Genomic DNA, 17,583 nt, shown 5'->3' with positions numbered 1-17,583 from the left:
GATGTAGCCAAATCGATGCATGATGTAACCATTTTGGTTACAATGAAGTCAAGCAGAAAAAGGCCTATTTGTTGTCCGCCTGGCCTAAGCTTGCTCGTGGCCGAAAGCAGATGGCTGGTCGGCAAACACGATCTCGGTTTGCCAATGTCGGCGCAGCTTGTGCGCCACCCGACGAAACGCCTGTAGGGCCTTCCGCTCCAGCCACGGTCTCTCCGTCAGGTTTCCCGGAAAACGAGGATCGCTGTGCTCGGCGAGCGCCGGCAGCTCGATCAAACTGGATCCTTTGGGATAGAAGCACTGTGTTTGCACGCAAAGGGCCGGGAGCATCTGATAGGATTTCAGACTGCCGGCTATTCCACAGGCGGGGTTGAACTTCACATGGTCGACCGCATCCGAGAATACTCTCGTCAACGCTAAAAGGCGCTCGGCGGTAGGTTTCGAGAGGATGTATCCCCCGGACCCAAAAGAAAAGCTCCGCAAAAGCGCGAGTTGGAAGGCGCCGGGCAGCAGAGATACGGAGCGGCCGAGCCAAACTCTTACGGGGACTGCTTCGATCCTGATGATGTCGGCGTCCCTGGGAATCCACGAAGTGTCATTACCCAGGAACAGGGCCGCTTGTTTTGCTATCAACATATCGTCTTCGAAAACGCTGCCGTAGGCGTCCGAGCCCCATGCGATCCGCTCCCAGCACTTTCGGTGGCTCATGAAGCAGCCCACCTCTTCCGGCGTCATCGCGGCCACGCCAGCTATGGGCTTGTAGACGTCCGCAATCTCAGCGTTGCTAAGCAGGCGCCCGTCCACTGCAGGGACTCGTTCAAAGGCTGCCCCGATCGAGTTGAGGCGATCTGACATTCGCTGCCATCTGTCGGGGCTGCGGTCCAGGTTGATGATGTAGGATTTCATGGAATTTGTTGATCGGCAGCTTTGCTGTCGGATCTGACCTCGTTCGGGCCACTTGCATCGTTGGCAGTGCCGATTCTTCCCTCATCTCTCTTGGCGTGGAAGAATTTCGCCTGCGCACGAGACATTCTCTTGTTAAAACTTCCCAAAAGATAACCGCAGGGCAATACGCAAATTATCCCGGTTACAACGTTATTCGGAAGGACGAACTTCAAGAGCGTAATACCGACACAAGTTACAATAAATATCCAGAATACATTTGCCATGGCATCTTGCCACATAGGGTTTTCCGGGAGGAAGTTCTCCATCCATGGCAGCACCAGCGGGTTCTTATCCCAGAACTTTTCAATTCGGGTGGGGTCGGTGCTCATAGAAGTCCACCGCCGACAAAAAGCCGAAACATGGCGATCAGCAGAACGAGGAGGTTTATGTTACGTCCGGTTGTACTTTGGGAGAATAGTCCAAAAACAAGCCCGACAGTCGCGAGAGGTATCACGAGCCAATTGAGCCATCCTAGAAGTGGAATGAACCCCACCAATGCAGCAATCAGAAGAATCAGCCCAACAAGTGTAGAAATCGCATTCATTGTGTCCCTCCGCGATGGGGGTGTGTACAACACGTTCAGCCTGGCCGGCATCACATCTGCTTGAAGGGAAGGTGGTTGTGGAGATGTTGACGCAGCCTGTCGTCTGTCTTCATCAACCGTTCAAGGTGGTGCCTGCCGTTTGTTGGCAAGCTCCTGCTCTTTCATCCGCCTCGCCAGCACATCCTGTCGGATTTGCCGCCAAATCATCCGGTGGAGCACAGAAAGAATCCAAGGCAGACCGATTACTAGAAGCACCAATTCGGCTACAAGGTAGACGTTATCCATCGCTTCTCTTCCACCCAAGGTTCTCCAGGGGCACTTAGCGGCGGCCCCAAGGCGGTCGTCAATCAGCTACGGGTAACGTTTTGTTGTCTGCGTCCCATCGATGAGACTTGGCGTCACGCTGGAGCCGCAGGTATCCGAAGCCTGGTCCCGACAGGATCTTGTGGCCACGCTCGCGGAGCTGGCTCACATAGCGGTAGACGGTGCGGGTGCAGATGCCGAGTTTCGCCGCCAGCATATCGGCCGTGACGATCTCCTCGCCGATCTCGGATAGGAGCTGGTCGCGTTTCAGTTCTTGAATGCCACTCATAGGAGCGATCCTTGCGTGTCGGTGGTTGGAGGTGGGGCTTTGGCCGGCTTGGCTGTGGCGGCCTTCTGCGCCGGCGGCAGCATCCATTTCGCCGGCAGGACGGGCTTGCCGTTCTTGGCGAATGGGACGAGGCGCTTCCAGTCGAAAAACCCGAGCTGGCCGGCGACCGGGATGAACTCGACCGGTCGCGCGTTGGCGATCATCAGACCCTTCGGGCCGAAGAACCACGGGCTATGGCACCGATGTTGCACGGCCGACTACGGGCAAATTAGCTTAGAGCGGGAGAAGTGAAACAAGCGAACGCCTATTTTAGTATTCTCTGAAGGTTTTCTTTGGCTTTTGCGACACCTAGTGCTGCCGATCTTTCATACAAATCGATTGCTTTTGAACGGTCCGCATCTACACCCAGGCCTTTCTCGTAGAGATTTCCCAAATCATTAAGCGCGATGGCATCCCCCAAGTCGGCGCTTTTCTTCAGCCAGGCAAAAGCCTCCGCGTAATTCACAGGAGTTCCGCGCCCCATTGCATACATGAGGCCCAAATTGTGCTGGGCTCCGGCATAATTTTGTTCGGCCGCCTTTCTAAACCAATACAAAGCCTGGGTGTCGCTTTGCTGGACACCTTTTCCGGTGAGGTAGCTTACCCCGAGGCCTTGTTCCCCTCGGGCGTCTCCCTTTTCCGCCGCGACTTCAAACAATCTTACGGCACGCTGATAATCCTGCACAACGCCGCGGCCAGTGGCGTAGAGGGCGCCAAGATTGGAATTGGCCGCGGACAGTCCCTGCGCCGCGGCCTTTGCGAACCAAATGGCGGCCTTTGCGGCATCGGGTGCGACGCCTTTACCGCTGTCATAAAGTCCGCCTAGATTGTTTTCCCCGATAGGGCTGCCTACTGCGGCAGCAGCCCGATACCAGCGCATGGCAGCGGCGAAGTCCTGTGGGACACCCCGGGCATATTCATACAAATAGCCAATTGCCGCCAGCGCCGTGGGATCGTTCTGGGCTGCCGCTTTCTGATACAACATCATCGCTTGCGCATAATCTCGCCCAACGCCTTCGCCGCTTTCATAGGCTGCGCCGAGCTGAAATTGGGCAGGGGCAAACCCTTGGTCCGCCGCTTGGCGGAGGAGTTCGGCGGCCCTGACTGGGTCCTTTGGTACTGCTTGTCCAATCTGATACATTGAGGCTAGGCTCAATTCCGATTGAGCAAATCCCTGGGCCGCCGCTTTGGTATACCAGGCAAAAGCGAGAGCACTGTTCTGAGCTACGCCGATGCCCTTATCGTAGAGGTATCCCAGATTGTGCTCTGCTTGCGCGTCGCCCTTGTCGGCGGCCTGCTCAAAGTAATCCCTTGCGCGCTGGGGATCCGACTTCACACCGCAACCCAATCCGTACATAAACCCGAGATTGTTCAGCGCCGCTGTCTTGCCTGAGGCAGCGTCCTTTTCCCACCCCTGTCGAGTTGTGGAATCGCCGACCGTCCCACATGTCATTTGTTCTGTTATAATTAAGTCGCCTGCAAGAGAGCATGACGATGGGATGAAAATATATATTCCGGCGGAGACTAAAGTCAGGATTATTAATTTGTAATTTTCTGTATCAATCATTTCTACAAACCATGCAGTATTAGGCAACAGTGTTCCAACTGTTGAATGAAATGTCCACGACGCTCGCTATACAGATATCATGTGCAGTCGTGACAGCTGATGGATAGCGCAGCGGCAAGGTCACCGGTTCAGTCAGTTCAAAAACGATGCTCGGTGGGTGAACGCAAGACACAAGTACTTGATTGGTCGCTCAGGGAGCTCAGGCGGCAGTTGTCCGTGTGAAGACCCAGCCCTGATCACGGCTCATTCGCAATAGCTCGAGCGCATCACCGGAACCCCCGGTTGAGCTTCTTAAAAGGCCTCGACTGCAATTTCTGCCCGGGGATCTTGCGCTTGATCTTTTTCTGGCCGGTCCGCCCCTCGAGGCGTTTCAGCTTGGCGATCTCGGGCACGTCCACTTTCGCGGTCTTGACGCCGTGGGTCGGCTTGTTGAGCGCGATGATGAAATCCAGGGCGCATGATGGGGGGCTCGTGTCTTTGGTCACCGTGCACCAGCGCCGCCGCTGGAGGGCGGGATCATGGTCGAACTGAACGCCGTCGAGAGGATTGAGCCGCGCGCCGCCGGGTTCCTTGCCCATCTGGCGCACGACGATCTCGAGCTTTTCACGGACGCTGAGCGGGCGCGGCCGCCAGTTCGCGGGTGGGCCGAGAACCTGCGCGCCGTGGTCGGGAAGGATCGCGATGCGGCCGGCCATGTCAGACCCGCAGGGCGATGGCGGACAACCGCCTGTTCTTGATCCCGTCCGCCAGCTGGCGGCTGTCGTCGTCCTCCTGGAAGCGCGCCTCCACGTCGAACTCGCTCCAGATATCCTCGACCTCGGCTTCGCTCTGGGTGCTGGCGAGAGCGATCTGCAAATCCTCAAAGAACTTGCCATAGTCGAACGGCTCGCCTTCCTTATCGGGGATCGGGTCAATGCCGGACGGCGCGCCAGGGCTCGGCGGCTTGGGCGGCGATGGCGGGCTGATCTTCGCAACGGGCACAGGTTCGTCGTCGTGCTCGATCAAATCGCCGGCGATCTCGCGCGCCTCGAACTCGTCGCGGATGCCGCCCAGGACGTCGCCGAAAAGCTCGCGCAGGCAGAAGCCAGCCGCGCGCCATTGCTTCATCCGCTTGGGATGGCGGAACCAGGAGGAGTCGTTGGGGACATCGTCCCACACCTGTTGATTGTTTCTCCAGACCTTGCCGCGGCGGGTCGGGCGTTCGTCCCAAAGGCCGGCTTGCTTGGCGTCAGCGACCGAATAGGCCTCGACTTTCACCTCTCCAGTGTCGGCGCGCCCAGCCTTACACCAGCCAATCGTGCGCTCGTCGACCGTGTTCATCTGCGCAACCACGTCCTTGTGCAGGCCGAGATTGAGCAGCGCTTCCTTCGACGCATCGCGCAGATAGCCCAGCTCCAGCGATTTCGCTCTGCCCGACTTGCGCACGACGTTGATCAGACCGTCGCCATAGAGCGCTGGCTTGCCGCCGATGACGGTGAAGGACCGAAGCGCCACCATGGGCGGCAGGCCTAGTTCGGCGCCCGACATGATGACGATCGCGACGGCGCTGGTGCCTTTCTTGCCCCAGCGGTTCCATATGTCGTCAGCGGCATTCTCGGCCGGCTCTCTGCCGACAAGGGCCTGTGGCGCAAGCCCGGCCTCGACGATCATGGTCGAGAGACGCCACGTCTCTTCGATCGACTGAGGGATGATGGCGCTGATCGCGCCGCCGACCATGAGGGCCGGTATCTGTGCCCGTTCGTTCATTTCCAATCCTCGGGGTTGAAGCGGTTGACGCGCCAGGTGTGGCGCATTGCATCGTGTTCGATCCGCACGTCGTTCCAGGCGAACCAGAAGGCAGACCGGATTTGGCGCTGTAGCGTTCCGAAGAAGGCCACAAGGCTGACCGGCACCCACAGGACGATGATGGCGAGGCGGACCCAGCTCATGGCTACTGGTCCACGTCGTCGAAAATCGACCGATTGCCGTTGTGATCCAGCAGCGTGCCATCAGGAGCCCACTTGTGGACGCCGTTCGGGTGCTTCTCCTGGCGCTGTTCGTCCGTCCGCACGTCGATGCGCGAGATTGTGGCCGTGGCCGCGTCAGAGTGGTCCTTCACCTCTGCAACCAGGACTGAGACCTCGCGGCCGCGCATCGGGATCATCACCCGCTGGCCCACTGCGATGTCGAACGCGCCGGCGAAATAGTCGTATGTCTTGTCGCTCTCGCCGAATTTCACGGCGACGATCTTCTGATCAGGCTGCACTGCGTTGCTCCACTTTCTCGACGCCGGCCAGCTCCAGCCCGGCCTTGACGGCACGGTTGGCAAGCTGCTCGACCAGCGCTTTCATTTCGGGGTGATCTTTCAGCGCCAGAAGCGCCTTCTCGTAGTCGACGATGCGCGCCGTTTCGGTCGCACGCAGCGACACCTTGGCGCCGGTCCTGCCAGCAAAGACCGGTCTGGCCTTGGCGTCGCGTTCGGCGTCTGCTGCCTGCTGTGCCAGCCGATCGGCCTGCGCCTCCGCTTCAAGCCTCTCGGCCTCCTGCTGGCTCTCCTGCGCGAACATGCTGACGATGCCGGGTGAGGGGATGGCTTCACGCCGGGCCTTTTCCTCCTCGGCGGCGCGCGCCGCGTCTGCCGCGCGCAGCGCTGCCGCGTCGGCCTCGCGCCGGATGCGATTGGCTTCCTCAAGGGCCAGGCGCTGGCGTTCCTTCTCCAGCCGCTGCTGTTCTAGCAGCCACGCCTCTGCATGCTTTTTTAGCTTCTTGACGAGAGCGGCGGACTCGGTGCGAAGGTCGCGCCATTTCTCGTCAACAGCGTTTCCGCCATCGATCCACGGACGCTTTTCGACGTTGAACTGTTCGGTTGCCTTATTGGCAATCACCGCCAGCTTCTTCGCCCAAATGCCGGTCTGATCGGCCTGCTCCTGGGTCGCGATGGGCCTTTTCAGGAAGGCTTCCGCCGTCTCCTTTTCGGCCGACAGCTCGACGGTCAAATCCTTGTGGAGATCGCCGCTCTTGGCCGGGAGGTTGTGTTCCTTCGAAACCGACGGCGGCTCATCCGGCCACGCCTTGCCCGCCAGCACCGAATGATAGAGCGCTTCCGTGATCGGGTTGCGGCAAGCGTAGTTCCATACCTTGTCGGCCTCCGCTTCCTTGTCGGCCTGCAGGCAGAAGATTTTGCCCAACGCGTCGCGCCAGATGGCGACAGGAACCAGAGGCGCATCCTTGTACGGACGGTTCCTGAAAAATCCTGACTCCGGGCAATCGGCCGAGGGGCCGAGCAGGAGCAGTTGATCGTGGGTCAGCTCGCGATATCCGCCAGCCAGTTTCAAAGCCTGACGCCACCATGCGTATTGGTCCGCCGTCATCCGTCTGTATCCTTTTGCGTTACACGTGAAACCATTTTGGCACCACAAAGGGCACGACAAAACGGTCGTGGGTGCGGTCTGCTTTCAGATTGGGAGGACCCGACCGAGCTGGTGCTGGGCGTGGGGTGCGGGGGTGCAGGCACCAACCCGGCCGGGAACACGCAGATACTCGACCCAGACCGCGAGCCATGATGGAGAAATACAACCAGGGGGAACTGGGCCATCGGGCTAGCGATCCTTCTGCGTAAAGTGATCGTAACCAATTTGGTTCACATTGCAAGAGGTGTAGCCAAAATGGTTACAACCAAGGCAAAAAAGATCAGATCACAATGTGGAAATCCGGAGTCGGGCGCGGCCGACGACCTTCAAATCCGTCGGGTTGACGGTCTCATTGTTCGCAGCGCTGTTGTCGCTGTGGACCTGGACGGCGCCAGAAGTCAGCGGGGACAGGTACCGCCACTGTACCACGCCGGCAATATCGAGGGCATAAAGGCCCGGCCGATTCGGCTGGTTGTCATCCATATCGATGACAAGTGCATCACCTTTGGTTACAAGTCCGTTGGCCTGGTAGGCGTCGACCATCATGAACCGGAGGTTGTGCGCAGACACGTCTGGCACCATCCGCTCCAGGAAGTCCGTCTCGATCGCAATAGCCGGCGATTCCGGCCTTGGCTCATTGCCTTTGAGGATCTCGAAGACGCTGTTGAAGCGGGTTAGATCAATCCGCGTAAGCTCCGGAAAAAGCAGCTCTTGCGGCTGGCAGTCGAGAAACGGAGCTATCTTCTCAGCCCACTTTGCCGACAGTTTCCGCTCATCCTCCTCCATGCGGCCGAGATGCTGGCGGGTGATGCCAACGCGTCGCGCCAGCTCAGCCTTGCTGATGCCCTTTTTCTCGCGGAAATGCCTGATGCCATTGCTCATATCGAATCGTTACCGCGAATTAATCTACAGCGAAACTGTGCCAATCTGGTTACAAACGTTGACTTGTAACCAATATGGTGCCATGTCCCCGATATGGAAGCGCAAGACAGTTCCCTGAAGAAGTGGCGCCAAGCGCACGGTCTGAAGATCGGCGATGTCGCAAAACGCATCGAATGCAGCCGACAAGCCGCATTCCGATATGAGAACGGCCGGATGCCAGCCCAACCGTTCCTCGACCGCATCGTCGTCATGGCTGACGGCGAGGTGACAGCAAATGACTGGTTGGGCAAGGAGGCTGCAGATGTCGTTGAGAAGCGACAAGCTTCGGCTTGACCAGAGGTACGATCAACAAGTTTCCTCGATCGGTCCGAAGCCGGTCGACATGTTCGACAACACCCCAAGCAGCAAGGCCAATCGGTATCCAGATATCATCGTCGTCCGTCATTCGCAGCCTCCTTGCACCGATGGCGACAATGACGTGGAAATCATCGGAGGTGTCCGACAGGGCTTCCGAGAAACCCGACTGGTCGTCGTTCCTTCTCCTGTTGTTCGCGAGGAATCGATGCAAGACATTGCAGCAGAGTTACAAGCCGTGGTCTTCAAGGCCGCGGGTCCTATAAAACCGGGCATGGGCATCAAGGCGCAGATCAACGCGGCCTGTGACAACCTGGGCTATCCGCGCGGCCACTGGCGCGTCCGTGAGGCCTGGTATGGCAATGCGTCCAACTGGAACGGCAAAGCCATCTTCGATCTTCTTGGCCGTTACAACCGCCTCTGCCAGAAGGCCGGATCGTCATTTGCGCCGGCCAACGATCCACTGGCAAAGGTCTCTGATGCCAGAGAGCGGCGTTAACCATGCGCTCCTGCGCTCGAAGACTTGATTTCATTCTTCATCGGCTTAGCACCATTGGTGCCGCGCGAATGTTTCTGAGACGAAGCATCGAACGAGGGAGATGGAATTAATGAAGCAGACGGACGACGGGCCGCCCATAAGTGGTGAAGCAAAGACCGTGATGGCAGGGTTCTGTGTGATAGCCAGGACCATTGGATCGTCTGCCGCTGAGCGTGCGGCGACAATCCATTTGGTCGCGGCGGCAGCATATCTAGAGGAGACCGTGGGCTCGGCCAGAACAAAGGAAATCCTTTTCGCTACGCTTACCGCAATCGGGGCGGCGACCACCTAGAACTTGAACGGCAATACCATTTGTAGCTTGTAGGATTGCCGCTCCTCACGTTGAGAGAGCGACATGTACGTCGAAAAAGAAACGGGATCGGGTTATCCGTGGCGGCGCTGCGGATACACCTGCACGTATGCGTCTGCCCATGGTGCAGGGGCATGAGCCACGCTGCCACCAATTGGGCCATCATTCAGCGCGGATTGAAGCCAGCGACCAGGGTCGTCCTGTGGCATCTCTGCGACCGCCACAATCCCGACCTTGGCTGCTTCCCGTCTCAGGACAAGCTCGCCTATGACTGCGAGATGTCGCGCTCGGCGCTCAACGAGCATCTCAAGATCCTGGAGCGGATCGGCCTGATCCGCCGCGAGCAGCACATCAACCCCCGGACCAAGCAGCAGGAGAACACGCGCTACCGGTTCTCTTTCGAGGCCGACTTCGTCGCGACACAAGATGTGGCGGTGCCGAGTCCGGAATCCGGACACGGGGCCGTGTCCGGAAAAGAGGCCTTGCCGTGTCCGGAAAATGCCAATAGCCGTGTCCGGAATCCGGACACTAACCTTGTAAGAGAACCAGTAAGAGAACCTCCAGGGCGCGCTGACGCGCGTGGCGGTGGGGATTTCGATATTTTGTGGGATTCATGGCCGGAGAAGATGCGACCGGATAGCCGGGAAGCGGCTGCCAAGACGTTCGCAAACCTTGGAGCTGACGCCAAGGCGATTGCGATTGCGACGGCCCAGACCTATCGAACGACCATGATCCTTCGGAAGGAAAAGCCCCTGATGATCCCCTTCCTGAAAAAGCAGCTCTTCGCCGAGTTCCACGGCGGGCCGCCGATCGACAAGGACGGCGATTTCGTCATCACGCCTGACCGGCCCGAGTGGGGAGAATGGCTGGGCTCGATCCGTCGCCAATATGGCGACAGGGGCGTGGAAAGCACGATTAAGTGTCGTCGCATCTTGCGAAAAACACGGTGGCCAAGCGATCTTTCGCTTGCACATAGTGTAACCAAAATGGCAACATTGGTAACTGAAATGGCACCTGCTTCGGCGGCTCGGGGTTGATTGAATGGGACGTCTTTTTCTCGATACGCCGGCGGAAATGGAGAAGCGGATCGACCGCTTTATCGAGCACATGCGGCACGCCGAGGGCGTCTTCTTCGCCAGCAACAAGCGAGGCCTGCCATCGCCTCGCGATCTGCTCTGGCTGCTGTTCGCCGATGCCGTCGACACGCAACGCCAGATGCAGAACGTCGAGCGTCGCATGGTGTCGCGGGTCGGCTCGGCCATGCCTTCGTCACGAGAGACCGAGGGCGAAGCCTTTTCTCGCGAGCGGTCGCGCCTCGAAGACGGCATGCCCCAATACGATACGGCCGAGGTTCGCATCGTGGTTCACCAGTCGGCCGCCGACCGGATGGTCGACATCATGGACCTGCTGCGCTTCGTGCGGGCAGGGCGGCAAGGCCAGGACGCGCTGCGCTACAAGCGCACCTTCCTCGCCCACGCCGGCGGTCATGGCGCGGAGTTCTGCACCCGCGTCTGGGACAAGCACCGCGTCGACGTGATGTCGAGGCAGTCGCTGCACGACATCAAAAGCCGGGTGCTGGGCCAGATTCTCGCCGGCATCGAGCAGGAATTCGGGCTGGTCCGCACAAGCCGTGGTTTCCGTCGTCTGACGATCCGGGAAATCGAGCGGCGCCGGAAGGAACGCAAGCGCGAGGAAAACCGTCGCAGGCGCGAGGGCCAAGAAAATGCCGTGTGACATCGCCATGCCACGCAACCTGGTGGAGCGCCGCAAGAACGCCGGTTATGCCGCGGTCTGTGCCGTCGGCTTCGACGCCGATCCCGGCGTGTTCCGTCTTGCCCCGGCCGAGAACATCGAAGCGCTTCTCCCGCAGCTGCAACCCGGCCGATGGGAGAGGCTTCACTTCGCCAATGTCGTCTGGACGCCGGGGCTGGCCGTGGCGCGCACCCTTGTGCTGGCGGCCGAGCGGTTCCTGGCGAACTTTCATCTCGGGCAGCACTGGTACCGCGCCAATCTCGAAACACTGAACACCGTGCTCCTGGCCGAAGCCGCCGCGCTGCGCTCGACCGTCTGGTCCCATGCCGAGCTGATCGCGCGTCTCAAAGGGCAAGCTGATCGGGAAGCTGACCGGTTTGCGGCGGGGGTCATCTGATGTTCCCGACCGCTGATCAAATCGCGCTTGCCATCGTCACGGCCTACCGGCTGGCTGGTACGTCCCCGGTCCTGACGGCCCTCGGCCAAGCCGCGCAGCGGGAGTCGCGTGGACGGCACCTGGCCTTCGCAGCTCTGATCGAAGCGTTCCCCGAGGCTCGCAGGATAGGGGTCGCCAGATGCTGCGGCTACGGCTCCGGGATGGGGTCTGCCGCCAGCAACCTTCCGACCTACCGCAAGACAGCTTGGTGGCGCGACGAGTGGATCGACGAAATCGTCGGCACCGTCGTGGCCGAGCAATACGGCGTGCAAGCGCAATGATGGCCCGCCTTTCCCGTTTCATCCGCCGTCTTCGCGGCCGCGCAATCCGGCGCGTGTCGTGTCGCGGCATTCACCTGAGGATCAACTGAAATGGACAACATGCCCACCGTACAAACTTCCGGTAGCGAGCTGCTGGAGATCGAGCAAGACTTCTCGCAGGCGATCGACGAGGAATTGGCCCGCGAGACCGCCGAGGTGAAGCCTACTGTTCGCAACATGATCGCCAACACCGGCATATCGCTGAAACGCCTTGTCGATCAGATGCGCACCAAGGAAGCCGAGCTGGAGGCGGTCAAGGCCGCCGCGACGGTTGAGTTCGAGCGCGTCATCGCTCAGGCGAAACTGGTGCGCGACAATTGCCACCAAGAGACCGACGCCGATCTTCACCAGATCAGGACGACACTCGAGGTGCTCGACCCGGCCCGGGCTAAGCTGGCGGAAATGGCATAAGGCCATGGACGCGGTTGTCCCCTTCGATGCCTCCGGACTCGCTCAGATCATCGAGCGGGCTCGGATGCTGTTCGACGACGGCGACGTCGCGACGGCGCATATGCTGTCGGCTAGCGCCTATGACCAGGCCAAGAAAGTCGGCTCGTATGCATCTCGTTTCCGAGCCGGCGACGAGCTGATCAACAAAGCGCGCCGGATGCAGGGTGAAGCGCTGCTGATCGAAGCGAAGACGAAAATCCGCCTCGCCGACGAATATGACGCCGCGCAGAAAAGCGGGGAGGCCTCGAAAGGCAGGCCGAAAACTATTCCCGACGGGAAGACTTTCACGCAGGCCGAGGCCGGGCTGTCTGCAAAGCAGGTCCATGAGGCGCGACGTCTAGCTGATGCCGAGCGAAAGAGCCCTGGAATAGTCGAACGAGTGATCGCGGTTCGGCTGGAGCAAGGACTCGAGCCCACCAGGGCGAACCTGCGCGTGGCGATCGGCACCGACAGCGCCAGCGCGGCCGAGCGCGGCAACAACCTCTATGAGACCTGCCCGGAAGCGATGCATACGCTCCTGGCGCTGGAAACGTTCGGCGCGCGCGTCAAGGAACCGGCGTGCGGCCGAGGCGCGATCTCGCGCATGCTGGAGGCGGCCGGCTACGACGTCGTGCTCTCCGATCTCATCGACTATGGCACGCACGATCGCCATGGCGTCTTGCAGAACGTACAGGACTTCGTCACCAGCGAGGCAGGGGAAGACTGCGACGATATCGCGACCAACCCGCCCTACGGCTCGATACTCAACGCCTTCGTCGCCCATGCGCTGCGCGTGCACCGGCCACCGAAGATGGCCCTGCTGCTCAACCTGAATTTCCTCTGCGGCTTCGACGATCCCGACCGCAACTTCGCCATGGACGAGTGCAAGCCGGCGCGCGTCCTCGTCTTCTCCCGCCGCCTACCCATGATGCATCGCGATGGATGGGACGGAAACGAGGCCAACAGCCGGATGAACACGGCCTGGTTCGTTTGGGAGCAAAACCTAGTCGGAGAATATTCCGGGCCGACAGTCATCAATCGCGTCGACTGGAAGGACTATCTGCCGGGGGCGGGCGCATGACGCACACTCGCTCCCTCGCCGAAATCGAAATTCGCCAGAAGGTCGTCGCGCGATTCCGCGAGCTGTGGCCCGACGCCCGGATCATTCACGAGATGAACGTCGAGGGCGGCGCAGCGCGCGCCGACGTTGTCGCCGTCCAGCCCGACCGGCTCTGGATCTGCGAGATCAAATCCGAGCGCGACACGCTCTCGCGGTTGCCCGACCAGGTGAAATTCTTCGGGCCGTCCTGTCACGGCCTGATCATCGCCGCGCACTCGAAAGGACGACAAGCCCCGGTATGACGGAGCCGCACCCAAAGCACGGCTATCGCTCCTCGTTTCCAAGCAAGCTCGACGCGACTCTTTCCGGCGTCAGCCGCCGCGTCTACGACGTCTGGACCTATCCGGAGCCGAAGCTGAACAGCGGCCGAGATTGGCGCGCGCCGTTCTCGGTGCAGGTGCCCTGGTATCACCGCATGATCCACCTGCTCTGGAGCGACGAGATCAGAGCCGTTGCCGGCGAGCATCGCATCGCCTGCACGTCGAAAACGTCTGGGTCAAAGCTGGCGAAGGACCTCTCCAAACTAATGAACGGCCGCGAGATCGAGCGCGCCGTCTGCAAGCAACTTCGGGCACGCACCTTCGCGGAGGCTGACGAGCCCATCTTCGTCGATCGCAAGATCGTTCCCCCCACCCGAGTTCTGTCCGCCAGGAGAGCATGCTTTGAACCATTTCGCGGGCTTCACCACGCCGGTCGTCGGCGGGCATCACGCCATGCTGCGCTTTGCCGAGGATGGCCGCGCCGAGCCGGTGCTTGGCCCCTGTGGCGCGCCGAGGGTTTTCCCCACCGAGCTGGAGGCATGGAAGGCAGTCACGGAGAACCTGTTGCGCTACTTCAATGGGCATTTGAGGCGAGATGGCGAGACCATCACCAGCGCTGGCGACGCGGCCGAGCGCGTCTTTCGCAAGGGCCGGATGATCCCGGTGGAGCACCGATAGCGATGACGACAAAGAAGGGTTTCAGCGAGGGCTGGGCGACGAGGCGTGCCGACGGGACGCCTCACTATTTTCGGCGCGACGGTCTCGGCCTCGCTCGGTGTCTCTGTGGTGCGCAGGACGCGCCCGCCGGCTGGCTCTCAATGGCCGTTAACTCCCGATGCTGCGAGCGGTGCGCAAGGTTGAGGGATAAGGAACTCACGAAATCGGCCGCCATGCCGCCGGAGACCCGCAAGAACGAACTAGGCGACCATCGGGCGCGTGATGGGAAAGCCGGCGACTGACGCGCGCGTTTGCGGGGCTTCTACGAACAACGAGTGGGGTAGGTGACCAATCCACTGCCATACAAGTCGCCGGTCGGGCGTTCAACCGCCGCATGATGGAGGGGAGGCGGATAGATCTTGGCCCCGACAGCGAGGAGATGGCGCCAGAGCCGAACCTCTATCTGAAGCACGTTTCGACAATCGACGTCGGCGCGGACCCAAGGAACTCAGTCAGCCGAAGCCTAGTTGAGATAGCCGCTTGGGGGAGGTAGCGGCAGCCGGGCTGAAAATGGCGGGCCTCCTTTAGTCGTCCGAGTCAACAAAGTCAGCTTCGGGAACAATCGGCGTATCATACGTGATGAGCTGCCGCTGCATAACCCGCTCGATGCGAGCGTCTGCGACCGAATATTCGTTCACCGGACGCCCCAATCCCCCCTCCGCAGATTTGGTACCAATAAGCTTGATGATCCCCGCACTTTCCCAAGATTGAATTCTCGTTCTAGCCGATTGGGCGCCCACTCTGAAAACGCGCTGGACGTCTTTGTTGGTGAACGAAGTTCTGTTCAGCCTGAAGATCTGGGCAAGTAATCGATCGCCATAGATCGTGCCGATCCGATCCGTCACGTACACATCCAAGCCCATTTCGATAGAGTCCGCCGTTAGCATCTCGGGCTTCTCACTGTCGGCGTGAACGATGTCGTGCTCACGGACTATGACGTCCATTATGCGAATGACCTCCCGGGGTGATCTCATAGAGACCCTCACAACCAGGGCAAGTGTAGCAGCTATATCCACGTCACTATGGAAAAACCCCGCCCACGGAAACCGCTTGTCGCTGAAGTATTCGGTTCGCCTATCCAGCATCAAACTGAAAAATTTGTCGTCCCAAGTAACGGTCGCGTACCCTAATTTGTCGAGCCGAACCGGCCTCTCACTGCCCTCGAAAATGCCTTTGACGGCAGTCCAGAGAAAGAAAATCCAGCCAAATCCTGACACCTCCATCAGTTGAACCCGCGCCAAAAGCGGATGCATCATGGCAGCGGTTTGGTCGGCGGAGTTGTTAGTGGCTGAGGTCTCATCAACTTTGTCAATTAGCAGCGCTATACCCGAAAAATCAAAGATACCGGCGAATCGCACCAAGTTCCTGAGAACCAGAACTGAGTCGAAACCTTTGTCCTCACTTTCGGTGAGAATCTCCTTCAACGGTCCAGCCACCTCACCTTTGCCGCCCAGGGTCTTGGTAAGGACATCTGTAATTACGCCGATCAATCCAGCAATCTTCCCCCACTGCTTTGTGCCCCAAAGTGCACTTTTTGACAGGAATGCCTGGTTTAGGAGCGCCATAGCTTCATGTACTGAGCGCTCTCTCATAGCCGCCGGTCGAGCCATGTAGAAGTCGCGGATCAGGGTGTAGCAGAGAGCTCTCTCTTCATCGTTCTGACCTTCAAGATAGATTTTGCGTTCGTCTTCCTCTAACGAGCTAAGCCATGTCAAAAGGCTCTCGATAACAAAAAACGCTACATCCCGAATCAGCGTGGCTTCGGACAAATCCTTGAGCAATTTGCCATTCACCACCGATGAGAAATCCACCATATTCACAGCTAGAGGCACGGATTTGCCTTGGCTCTTTTGTTTCCAAAGCTCTTTGAAAATCGTTAGTCGGGTGGCGCTTTTACCTGCGCCTCTGTCGCCAAAGAGGATGAAGGACGACGTGTTTGCCGCTCTTGCGTCAATAGCGGAAAAGTATGGGGGCTTAACTGCATATTCCGCAATATTAGGCTCTTGTTCTGCGACATAATGCTCAAAGGGATTGCCCTTCAACTTAAGCACGTCAACAATTCTCGGCATATTTCATCCCCCCAAAAAGCCATCGTATCATACCGTGGCGGAATCTCGTTCAATTGGTCAGCTATTCGCCCCATGTGATGTCCAGTTGCGCGCTCTTAGGCAGGAGGCGGCTAGGTGCCGCGCTCCCTACCCAACAGCTTTGAAGGGCTTTGTTCTAATCGAAAATGTCCCTTCTCCCTGGACACGGGCTTTCGGCGCCATTGTCATAAAATGCAACAGTTGGGCATGGAGCGGGTTTCCCGGATCAGGGCGACCTCTGATGAAGTGGTAATCGTAGTCGAAGCTGAGAATCCCCTCGAAAAGGTCGTCGTTCGCAAAGCCGGTCGCCTCGGTATAGACGATGAAGTCGAAACCGAAGGGTATTACGATTGCTGGCGTGCCAGGTAGTATCCGGGCTTCTGCACCCGGCTCTAGCCGTCCTTGGAGGAAGTTCTGAAAAATTGTCGGCCGTTCGATGTCCGACGAGACAAATTCGTCGGCAGAGAAGAACTCAAAATCTTCGAACCCAGCGAGCTTGTTCAGTTCTGCCAAACCTTGCAAAGGGCTTCGCATCGCCACGCTGCCGTGCAGCCTGCCGTCAGGCGCCCGCTCGACATAGTTGCCGGTAATCTGGCCAACTGCCCCTTTGAGGGCTCTTCCGTCGATAACAGGGTGAGTGGATTTGTGCTCTCCGTATACAACCTCCCCGCCGATAAGTTGCAACCGTGATGGCAGTCCAATCCCAAGAGGCTTCCTGGGATCAGGAGTGAGCAAGGTCCGAAGTTTCTTGATCGCAGCGGGGGACACAATATTGAAGAGATTAAGGATGATGGAGTCCGTGTCGGCAAACTGCCATGCGAGCAACGGGGCATCAAGCCTGCCCGTCGCGTAGAGTTTGAACTCTCGCCCATTCGTTACCAGAAAGTACGAAGCCGCTATTTCTGGATGAGCACTATAGGTGTGAGCCTGCTGAACGTCGTCCAAACTCAGCGGCTGATCTGGCCTCTTTACCTCGACGCACCATCGGCCGAATGAGGTGACGTCACAAACATAATCTGCACGCCCGACTAGAGCTGGGTCTTTCGTAGGCGCTTTGCGGCCCAAAAAAGCCTTGTCGTAGCGAAGGGTAACCTCCGTCCGGATCGTTGCTGCGGTGCCGTGTGCGTAGCCGAGCCGACTAAGTAGTGGACGGACGATGATTTCACGCACGTCCGTTTCATTCATATTGTCAAAATCAGGACTCATAATTACCACCCGCCAAGATCCCCGGGGGGATGATTAGCTCATCGGGTAGTTTTAGGAAGTGGGCGGTCTTTTGTTTCCCCTACTTATTCAATGCTCCAA

The 17,583-nt window shown here is 59.0% G+C and carries 25 protein-coding genes; 10 read left to right on the top strand and 15 right to left on the bottom strand.

Translation table 11 applies throughout. From position 1 onward, the window contains the following. Positions 1-84 precede the first annotated feature (84 nt). From AC56QQ_RS29745 to AC56QQ_RS29685, 13 genes are all read right to left on the bottom strand, one after another. Positions 85-903: a glycosyltransferase family 25 protein gene (locus tag AC56QQ_RS29745; protein WP_497124401.1), complete on the bottom strand. Its 819-nt coding sequence runs from the start codon at positions 901-903 to the stop codon at positions 85-87. Further along, positions 900-1,271 (bottom strand): hypothetical protein, encoded by a 372-nt coding sequence (locus AC56QQ_RS29740; protein ID WP_497124400.1) that lies wholly within the window; start codon positions 1,269-1,271, stop codon positions 900-902. Before AC56QQ_RS29740 ends, AC56QQ_RS29745 begins: the two co-directional genes overlap by 4 nt. Continuing rightward, the gene (locus AC56QQ_RS29735; RefSeq protein ID WP_497124399.1) at positions 1,268-1,486 is read right to left on the bottom strand and encodes a hypothetical protein; all 219 of its coding nucleotides are present in this window, start codon (positions 1,484-1,486) and stop codon (positions 1,268-1,270) included. Before AC56QQ_RS29735 ends, AC56QQ_RS29740 begins: the two co-directional genes overlap by 4 nt. Before the next feature lie 120 nt (positions 1,487-1,606). Continuing rightward, on the bottom strand, positions 1,607-1,771 hold the full coding sequence (locus tag AC56QQ_RS29730) for a hypothetical protein (RefSeq protein ID WP_497124397.1): 165 nt from the start codon (positions 1,769-1,771) through the stop codon (positions 1,607-1,609). 58 nt (positions 1,772-1,829) lie between these two features. Then, on the bottom strand, positions 1,830-2,078 hold the full coding sequence (locus AC56QQ_RS29725; RefSeq protein ID WP_497124396.1) for a helix-turn-helix domain-containing protein: 249 nt from the start codon (positions 2,076-2,078) through the stop codon (positions 1,830-1,832). Continuing rightward, positions 2,075-2,281, bottom strand: a complete 207-nt coding sequence (locus tag AC56QQ_RS29720; protein WP_497124395.1) for a hypothetical protein — start codon at positions 2,279-2,281, stop codon at positions 2,075-2,077. The genes AC56QQ_RS29725 and AC56QQ_RS29720 overlap by 4 nt, the downstream gene beginning before the upstream one ends. A gap of 101 nt (positions 2,282-2,382) precedes the next feature. Beyond that, positions 2,383-3,711: a tetratricopeptide repeat protein gene (locus AC56QQ_RS29715; protein WP_497124394.1), complete on the bottom strand. Its 1,329-nt coding sequence runs from the start codon at positions 3,709-3,711 to the stop codon at positions 2,383-2,385. Positions 3,712-3,950: 239 nt separating this feature from the next. Continuing rightward, positions 3,951-4,379 (bottom strand): hypothetical protein, encoded by a 429-nt coding sequence (locus AC56QQ_RS29710; protein ID WP_497124392.1) that lies wholly within the window; start codon positions 4,377-4,379, stop codon positions 3,951-3,953. Between the two features lies 1 nt (position 4,380). Further along, the gene (locus AC56QQ_RS29705) at positions 4,381-5,430 is read right to left on the bottom strand and encodes a hypothetical protein (protein WP_497124391.1); all 1,050 of its coding nucleotides are present in this window, start codon (positions 5,428-5,430) and stop codon (positions 4,381-4,383) included. After that, the gene (locus tag AC56QQ_RS29700) at positions 5,427-5,612 is read right to left on the bottom strand and encodes a hypothetical protein (RefSeq protein ID WP_497124390.1); all 186 of its coding nucleotides are present in this window, start codon (positions 5,610-5,612) and stop codon (positions 5,427-5,429) included. Before AC56QQ_RS29700 ends, AC56QQ_RS29705 begins: the two co-directional genes overlap by 4 nt. A 2-nt stretch (positions 5,613-5,614) precedes the next feature. Beyond that, positions 5,615-5,929: a primosomal protein N' family DNA-binding protein gene (locus AC56QQ_RS29695; RefSeq protein WP_497124389.1), complete on the bottom strand. Its 315-nt coding sequence runs from the start codon at positions 5,927-5,929 to the stop codon at positions 5,615-5,617. Next, positions 5,919-6,749 (bottom strand): hypothetical protein, encoded by an 831-nt coding sequence (locus AC56QQ_RS29690; protein ID WP_497124388.1) that lies wholly within the window; start codon positions 6,747-6,749, stop codon positions 5,919-5,921. The genes AC56QQ_RS29695 and AC56QQ_RS29690 overlap by 11 nt, the downstream gene beginning before the upstream one ends. 609 nt (positions 6,750-7,358) lie before the next feature. Beyond that, positions 7,359-7,955 (bottom strand): helix-turn-helix domain-containing protein, encoded by a 597-nt coding sequence (locus AC56QQ_RS29685; protein WP_497124387.1) that lies wholly within the window; start codon positions 7,953-7,955, stop codon positions 7,359-7,361. A 93-nt stretch (positions 7,956-8,048) separates the two neighbouring features. Here AC56QQ_RS29685 and AC56QQ_RS29680 point away from each other — a divergent pair, with 93 nt between their 5' ends. From AC56QQ_RS29680 to AC56QQ_RS29635, 10 genes are all read left to right on the top strand, one after another. Beyond that, positions 8,049-8,288, top strand: a complete 240-nt coding sequence (locus AC56QQ_RS29680) for a helix-turn-helix domain-containing protein (RefSeq protein ID WP_497124386.1) — start codon at positions 8,049-8,051, stop codon at positions 8,286-8,288. Next, positions 8,257-8,808: a hypothetical protein gene (locus tag AC56QQ_RS29675; RefSeq protein WP_497124385.1), complete on the top strand. Its 552-nt coding sequence runs from the start codon at positions 8,257-8,259 to the stop codon at positions 8,806-8,808. The genes AC56QQ_RS29680 and AC56QQ_RS29675 overlap by 32 nt, the downstream gene beginning before the upstream one ends. A 483-nt stretch (positions 8,809-9,291) precedes the next feature. Next, positions 9,292-10,194: a helix-turn-helix domain-containing protein gene (locus AC56QQ_RS29670; protein WP_497124384.1), complete on the top strand. Its 903-nt coding sequence runs from the start codon at positions 9,292-9,294 to the stop codon at positions 10,192-10,194. A 4-nt stretch (positions 10,195-10,198) separates the two neighbouring features. After that, on the top strand, positions 10,199-10,891 hold the full coding sequence (locus AC56QQ_RS29665) for a hypothetical protein (RefSeq protein ID WP_497124383.1): 693 nt from the start codon (positions 10,199-10,201) through the stop codon (positions 10,889-10,891). Then, complete coding sequence (locus tag AC56QQ_RS29660; RefSeq protein WP_497124382.1) at positions 10,881-11,306, top strand: hypothetical protein; 426 nt, start codon at positions 10,881-10,883, stop codon at positions 11,304-11,306. The genes AC56QQ_RS29665 and AC56QQ_RS29660 overlap by 11 nt, the downstream gene beginning before the upstream one ends. After that, positions 11,306-11,626, top strand: coding sequence for a hypothetical protein (locus AC56QQ_RS29655; RefSeq protein ID WP_497124381.1), 321 nt, complete (start codon positions 11,306-11,308; stop codon positions 11,624-11,626). Before AC56QQ_RS29660 ends, AC56QQ_RS29655 begins: the two co-directional genes overlap by 1 nt. Before the next feature lie 90 nt (positions 11,627-11,716). Next, positions 11,717-12,076, top strand: coding sequence for a hypothetical protein (locus AC56QQ_RS29650; protein WP_497124380.1), 360 nt, complete (start codon positions 11,717-11,719; stop codon positions 12,074-12,076). 4 nt (positions 12,077-12,080) lie between these two features. Then, a complete protein-coding gene (locus AC56QQ_RS29645; RefSeq protein ID WP_497124379.1) occupies positions 12,081-13,175 on the top strand; it encodes a TRM11 family methyltransferase in 1,095 nt (364 codons plus the stop codon). After that, a complete protein-coding gene (locus tag AC56QQ_RS29640; protein WP_497124378.1) occupies positions 13,172-13,456 on the top strand; it encodes a hypothetical protein in 285 nt (94 codons plus the stop codon). The genes AC56QQ_RS29645 and AC56QQ_RS29640 overlap by 4 nt, the downstream gene beginning before the upstream one ends. Before the next feature lie 420 nt (positions 13,457-13,876). Next, on the top strand, positions 13,877-14,152 hold the full coding sequence (locus AC56QQ_RS29635; protein WP_497124377.1) for a hypothetical protein: 276 nt from the start codon (positions 13,877-13,879) through the stop codon (positions 14,150-14,152). 563 nt (positions 14,153-14,715) lie between these two features. On the opposite strand, the gene AC56QQ_RS29630 is transcribed toward AC56QQ_RS29635, so the two are convergent. Both AC56QQ_RS29630 and AC56QQ_RS29625 read right to left on the bottom strand, forming a co-directional pair. Beyond that, positions 14,716-16,260 (bottom strand): P-loop ATPase, Sll1717 family, encoded by a 1,545-nt coding sequence (locus AC56QQ_RS29630; RefSeq protein WP_497124376.1) that lies wholly within the window; start codon positions 16,258-16,260, stop codon positions 14,716-14,718. Between the two features lie 126 nt (positions 16,261-16,386). Continuing rightward, on the bottom strand, positions 16,387-17,448 hold the full coding sequence (locus AC56QQ_RS29625) for a type I restriction endonuclease subunit R (RefSeq protein WP_497124375.1): 1,062 nt from the start codon (positions 17,446-17,448) through the stop codon (positions 16,387-16,389). Positions 17,449-17,583: the final 135 nt, after the last annotated feature.

The organism is Mesorhizobium sp. RCAM 05099, assembly GCF_059683685.1.
The sequence above is the reverse complement of the archived record's forward strand: the minus strand, read 5'-3'. Positions and strand labels throughout refer to the sequence as shown.

Coding starts and splice junctions, on each gene's coding strand:
- AC56QQ_RS29745 (WP_497124401.1), bottom strand. CDS start 903: ATGAAATCCTACATCATCAACCTGGACCGCAGCCCCGACAGATGGCAG.
- AC56QQ_RS29740 (WP_497124400.1), bottom strand. CDS start 1,271: ATGAGCACCGACCCCACCCGAATTGAAAAGTTCTGGGATAAGAACCCG.
- AC56QQ_RS29735 (WP_497124399.1), bottom strand. CDS start 1,486: ATGAATGCGATTTCTACACTTGTTGGGCTGATTCTTCTGATTGCTGCA.
- AC56QQ_RS29730 (WP_497124397.1), bottom strand. CDS start 1,771: ATGGATAACGTCTACCTTGTAGCCGAATTGGTGCTTCTAGTAATCGGT.
- AC56QQ_RS29725 (WP_497124396.1), bottom strand. CDS start 2,078: ATGAGTGGCATTCAAGAACTGAAACGCGACCAGCTCCTATCCGAGATC.
- AC56QQ_RS29720 (WP_497124395.1), bottom strand. CDS start 2,281: ATGATCGCCAACGCGCGACCGGTCGAGTTCATCCCGGTCGCCGGCCAG.
- AC56QQ_RS29710 (WP_497124392.1), bottom strand. CDS start 4,379: ATGGCCGGCCGCATCGCGATCCTTCCCGACCACGGCGCGCAGGTTCTC.
- AC56QQ_RS29705 (WP_497124391.1), bottom strand. CDS start 5,430: ATGAACGAACGGGCACAGATACCGGCCCTCATGGTCGGCGGCGCGATC.
- AC56QQ_RS29700 (WP_497124390.1), bottom strand. CDS start 5,612: ATGAGCTGGGTCCGCCTCGCCATCATCGTCCTGTGGGTGCCGGTCAGC.
- AC56QQ_RS29685 (WP_497124387.1), bottom strand. CDS start 7,955: ATGAGCAATGGCATCAGGCATTTCCGCGAGAAAAAGGGCATCAGCAAG.
- AC56QQ_RS29680 (WP_497124386.1), top strand. CDS start 8,049: ATGGAAGCGCAAGACAGTTCCCTGAAGAAGTGGCGCCAAGCGCACGGT.
- AC56QQ_RS29675 (WP_497124385.1), top strand. CDS start 8,257: ATGTCGTTGAGAAGCGACAAGCTTCGGCTTGACCAGAGGTACGATCAA.
- AC56QQ_RS29670 (WP_497124384.1), top strand. CDS start 9,292: ATGAGCCACGCTGCCACCAATTGGGCCATCATTCAGCGCGGATTGAAG.
- AC56QQ_RS29665 (WP_497124383.1), top strand. CDS start 10,199: ATGGGACGTCTTTTTCTCGATACGCCGGCGGAAATGGAGAAGCGGATC.
- AC56QQ_RS29660 (WP_497124382.1), top strand. CDS start 10,881: ATGCCGTGTGACATCGCCATGCCACGCAACCTGGTGGAGCGCCGCAAG.
- AC56QQ_RS29655 (WP_497124381.1), top strand. CDS start 11,306: ATGTTCCCGACCGCTGATCAAATCGCGCTTGCCATCGTCACGGCCTAC.
- AC56QQ_RS29650 (WP_497124380.1), top strand. CDS start 11,717: ATGGACAACATGCCCACCGTACAAACTTCCGGTAGCGAGCTGCTGGAG.
- AC56QQ_RS29645 (WP_497124379.1), top strand. CDS start 12,081: ATGGACGCGGTTGTCCCCTTCGATGCCTCCGGACTCGCTCAGATCATC.
- AC56QQ_RS29640 (WP_497124378.1), top strand. CDS start 13,172: ATGACGCACACTCGCTCCCTCGCCGAAATCGAAATTCGCCAGAAGGTC.
- AC56QQ_RS29630 (WP_497124376.1), bottom strand. CDS start 16,260: ATGCCGAGAATTGTTGACGTGCTTAAGTTGAAGGGCAATCCCTTTGAG.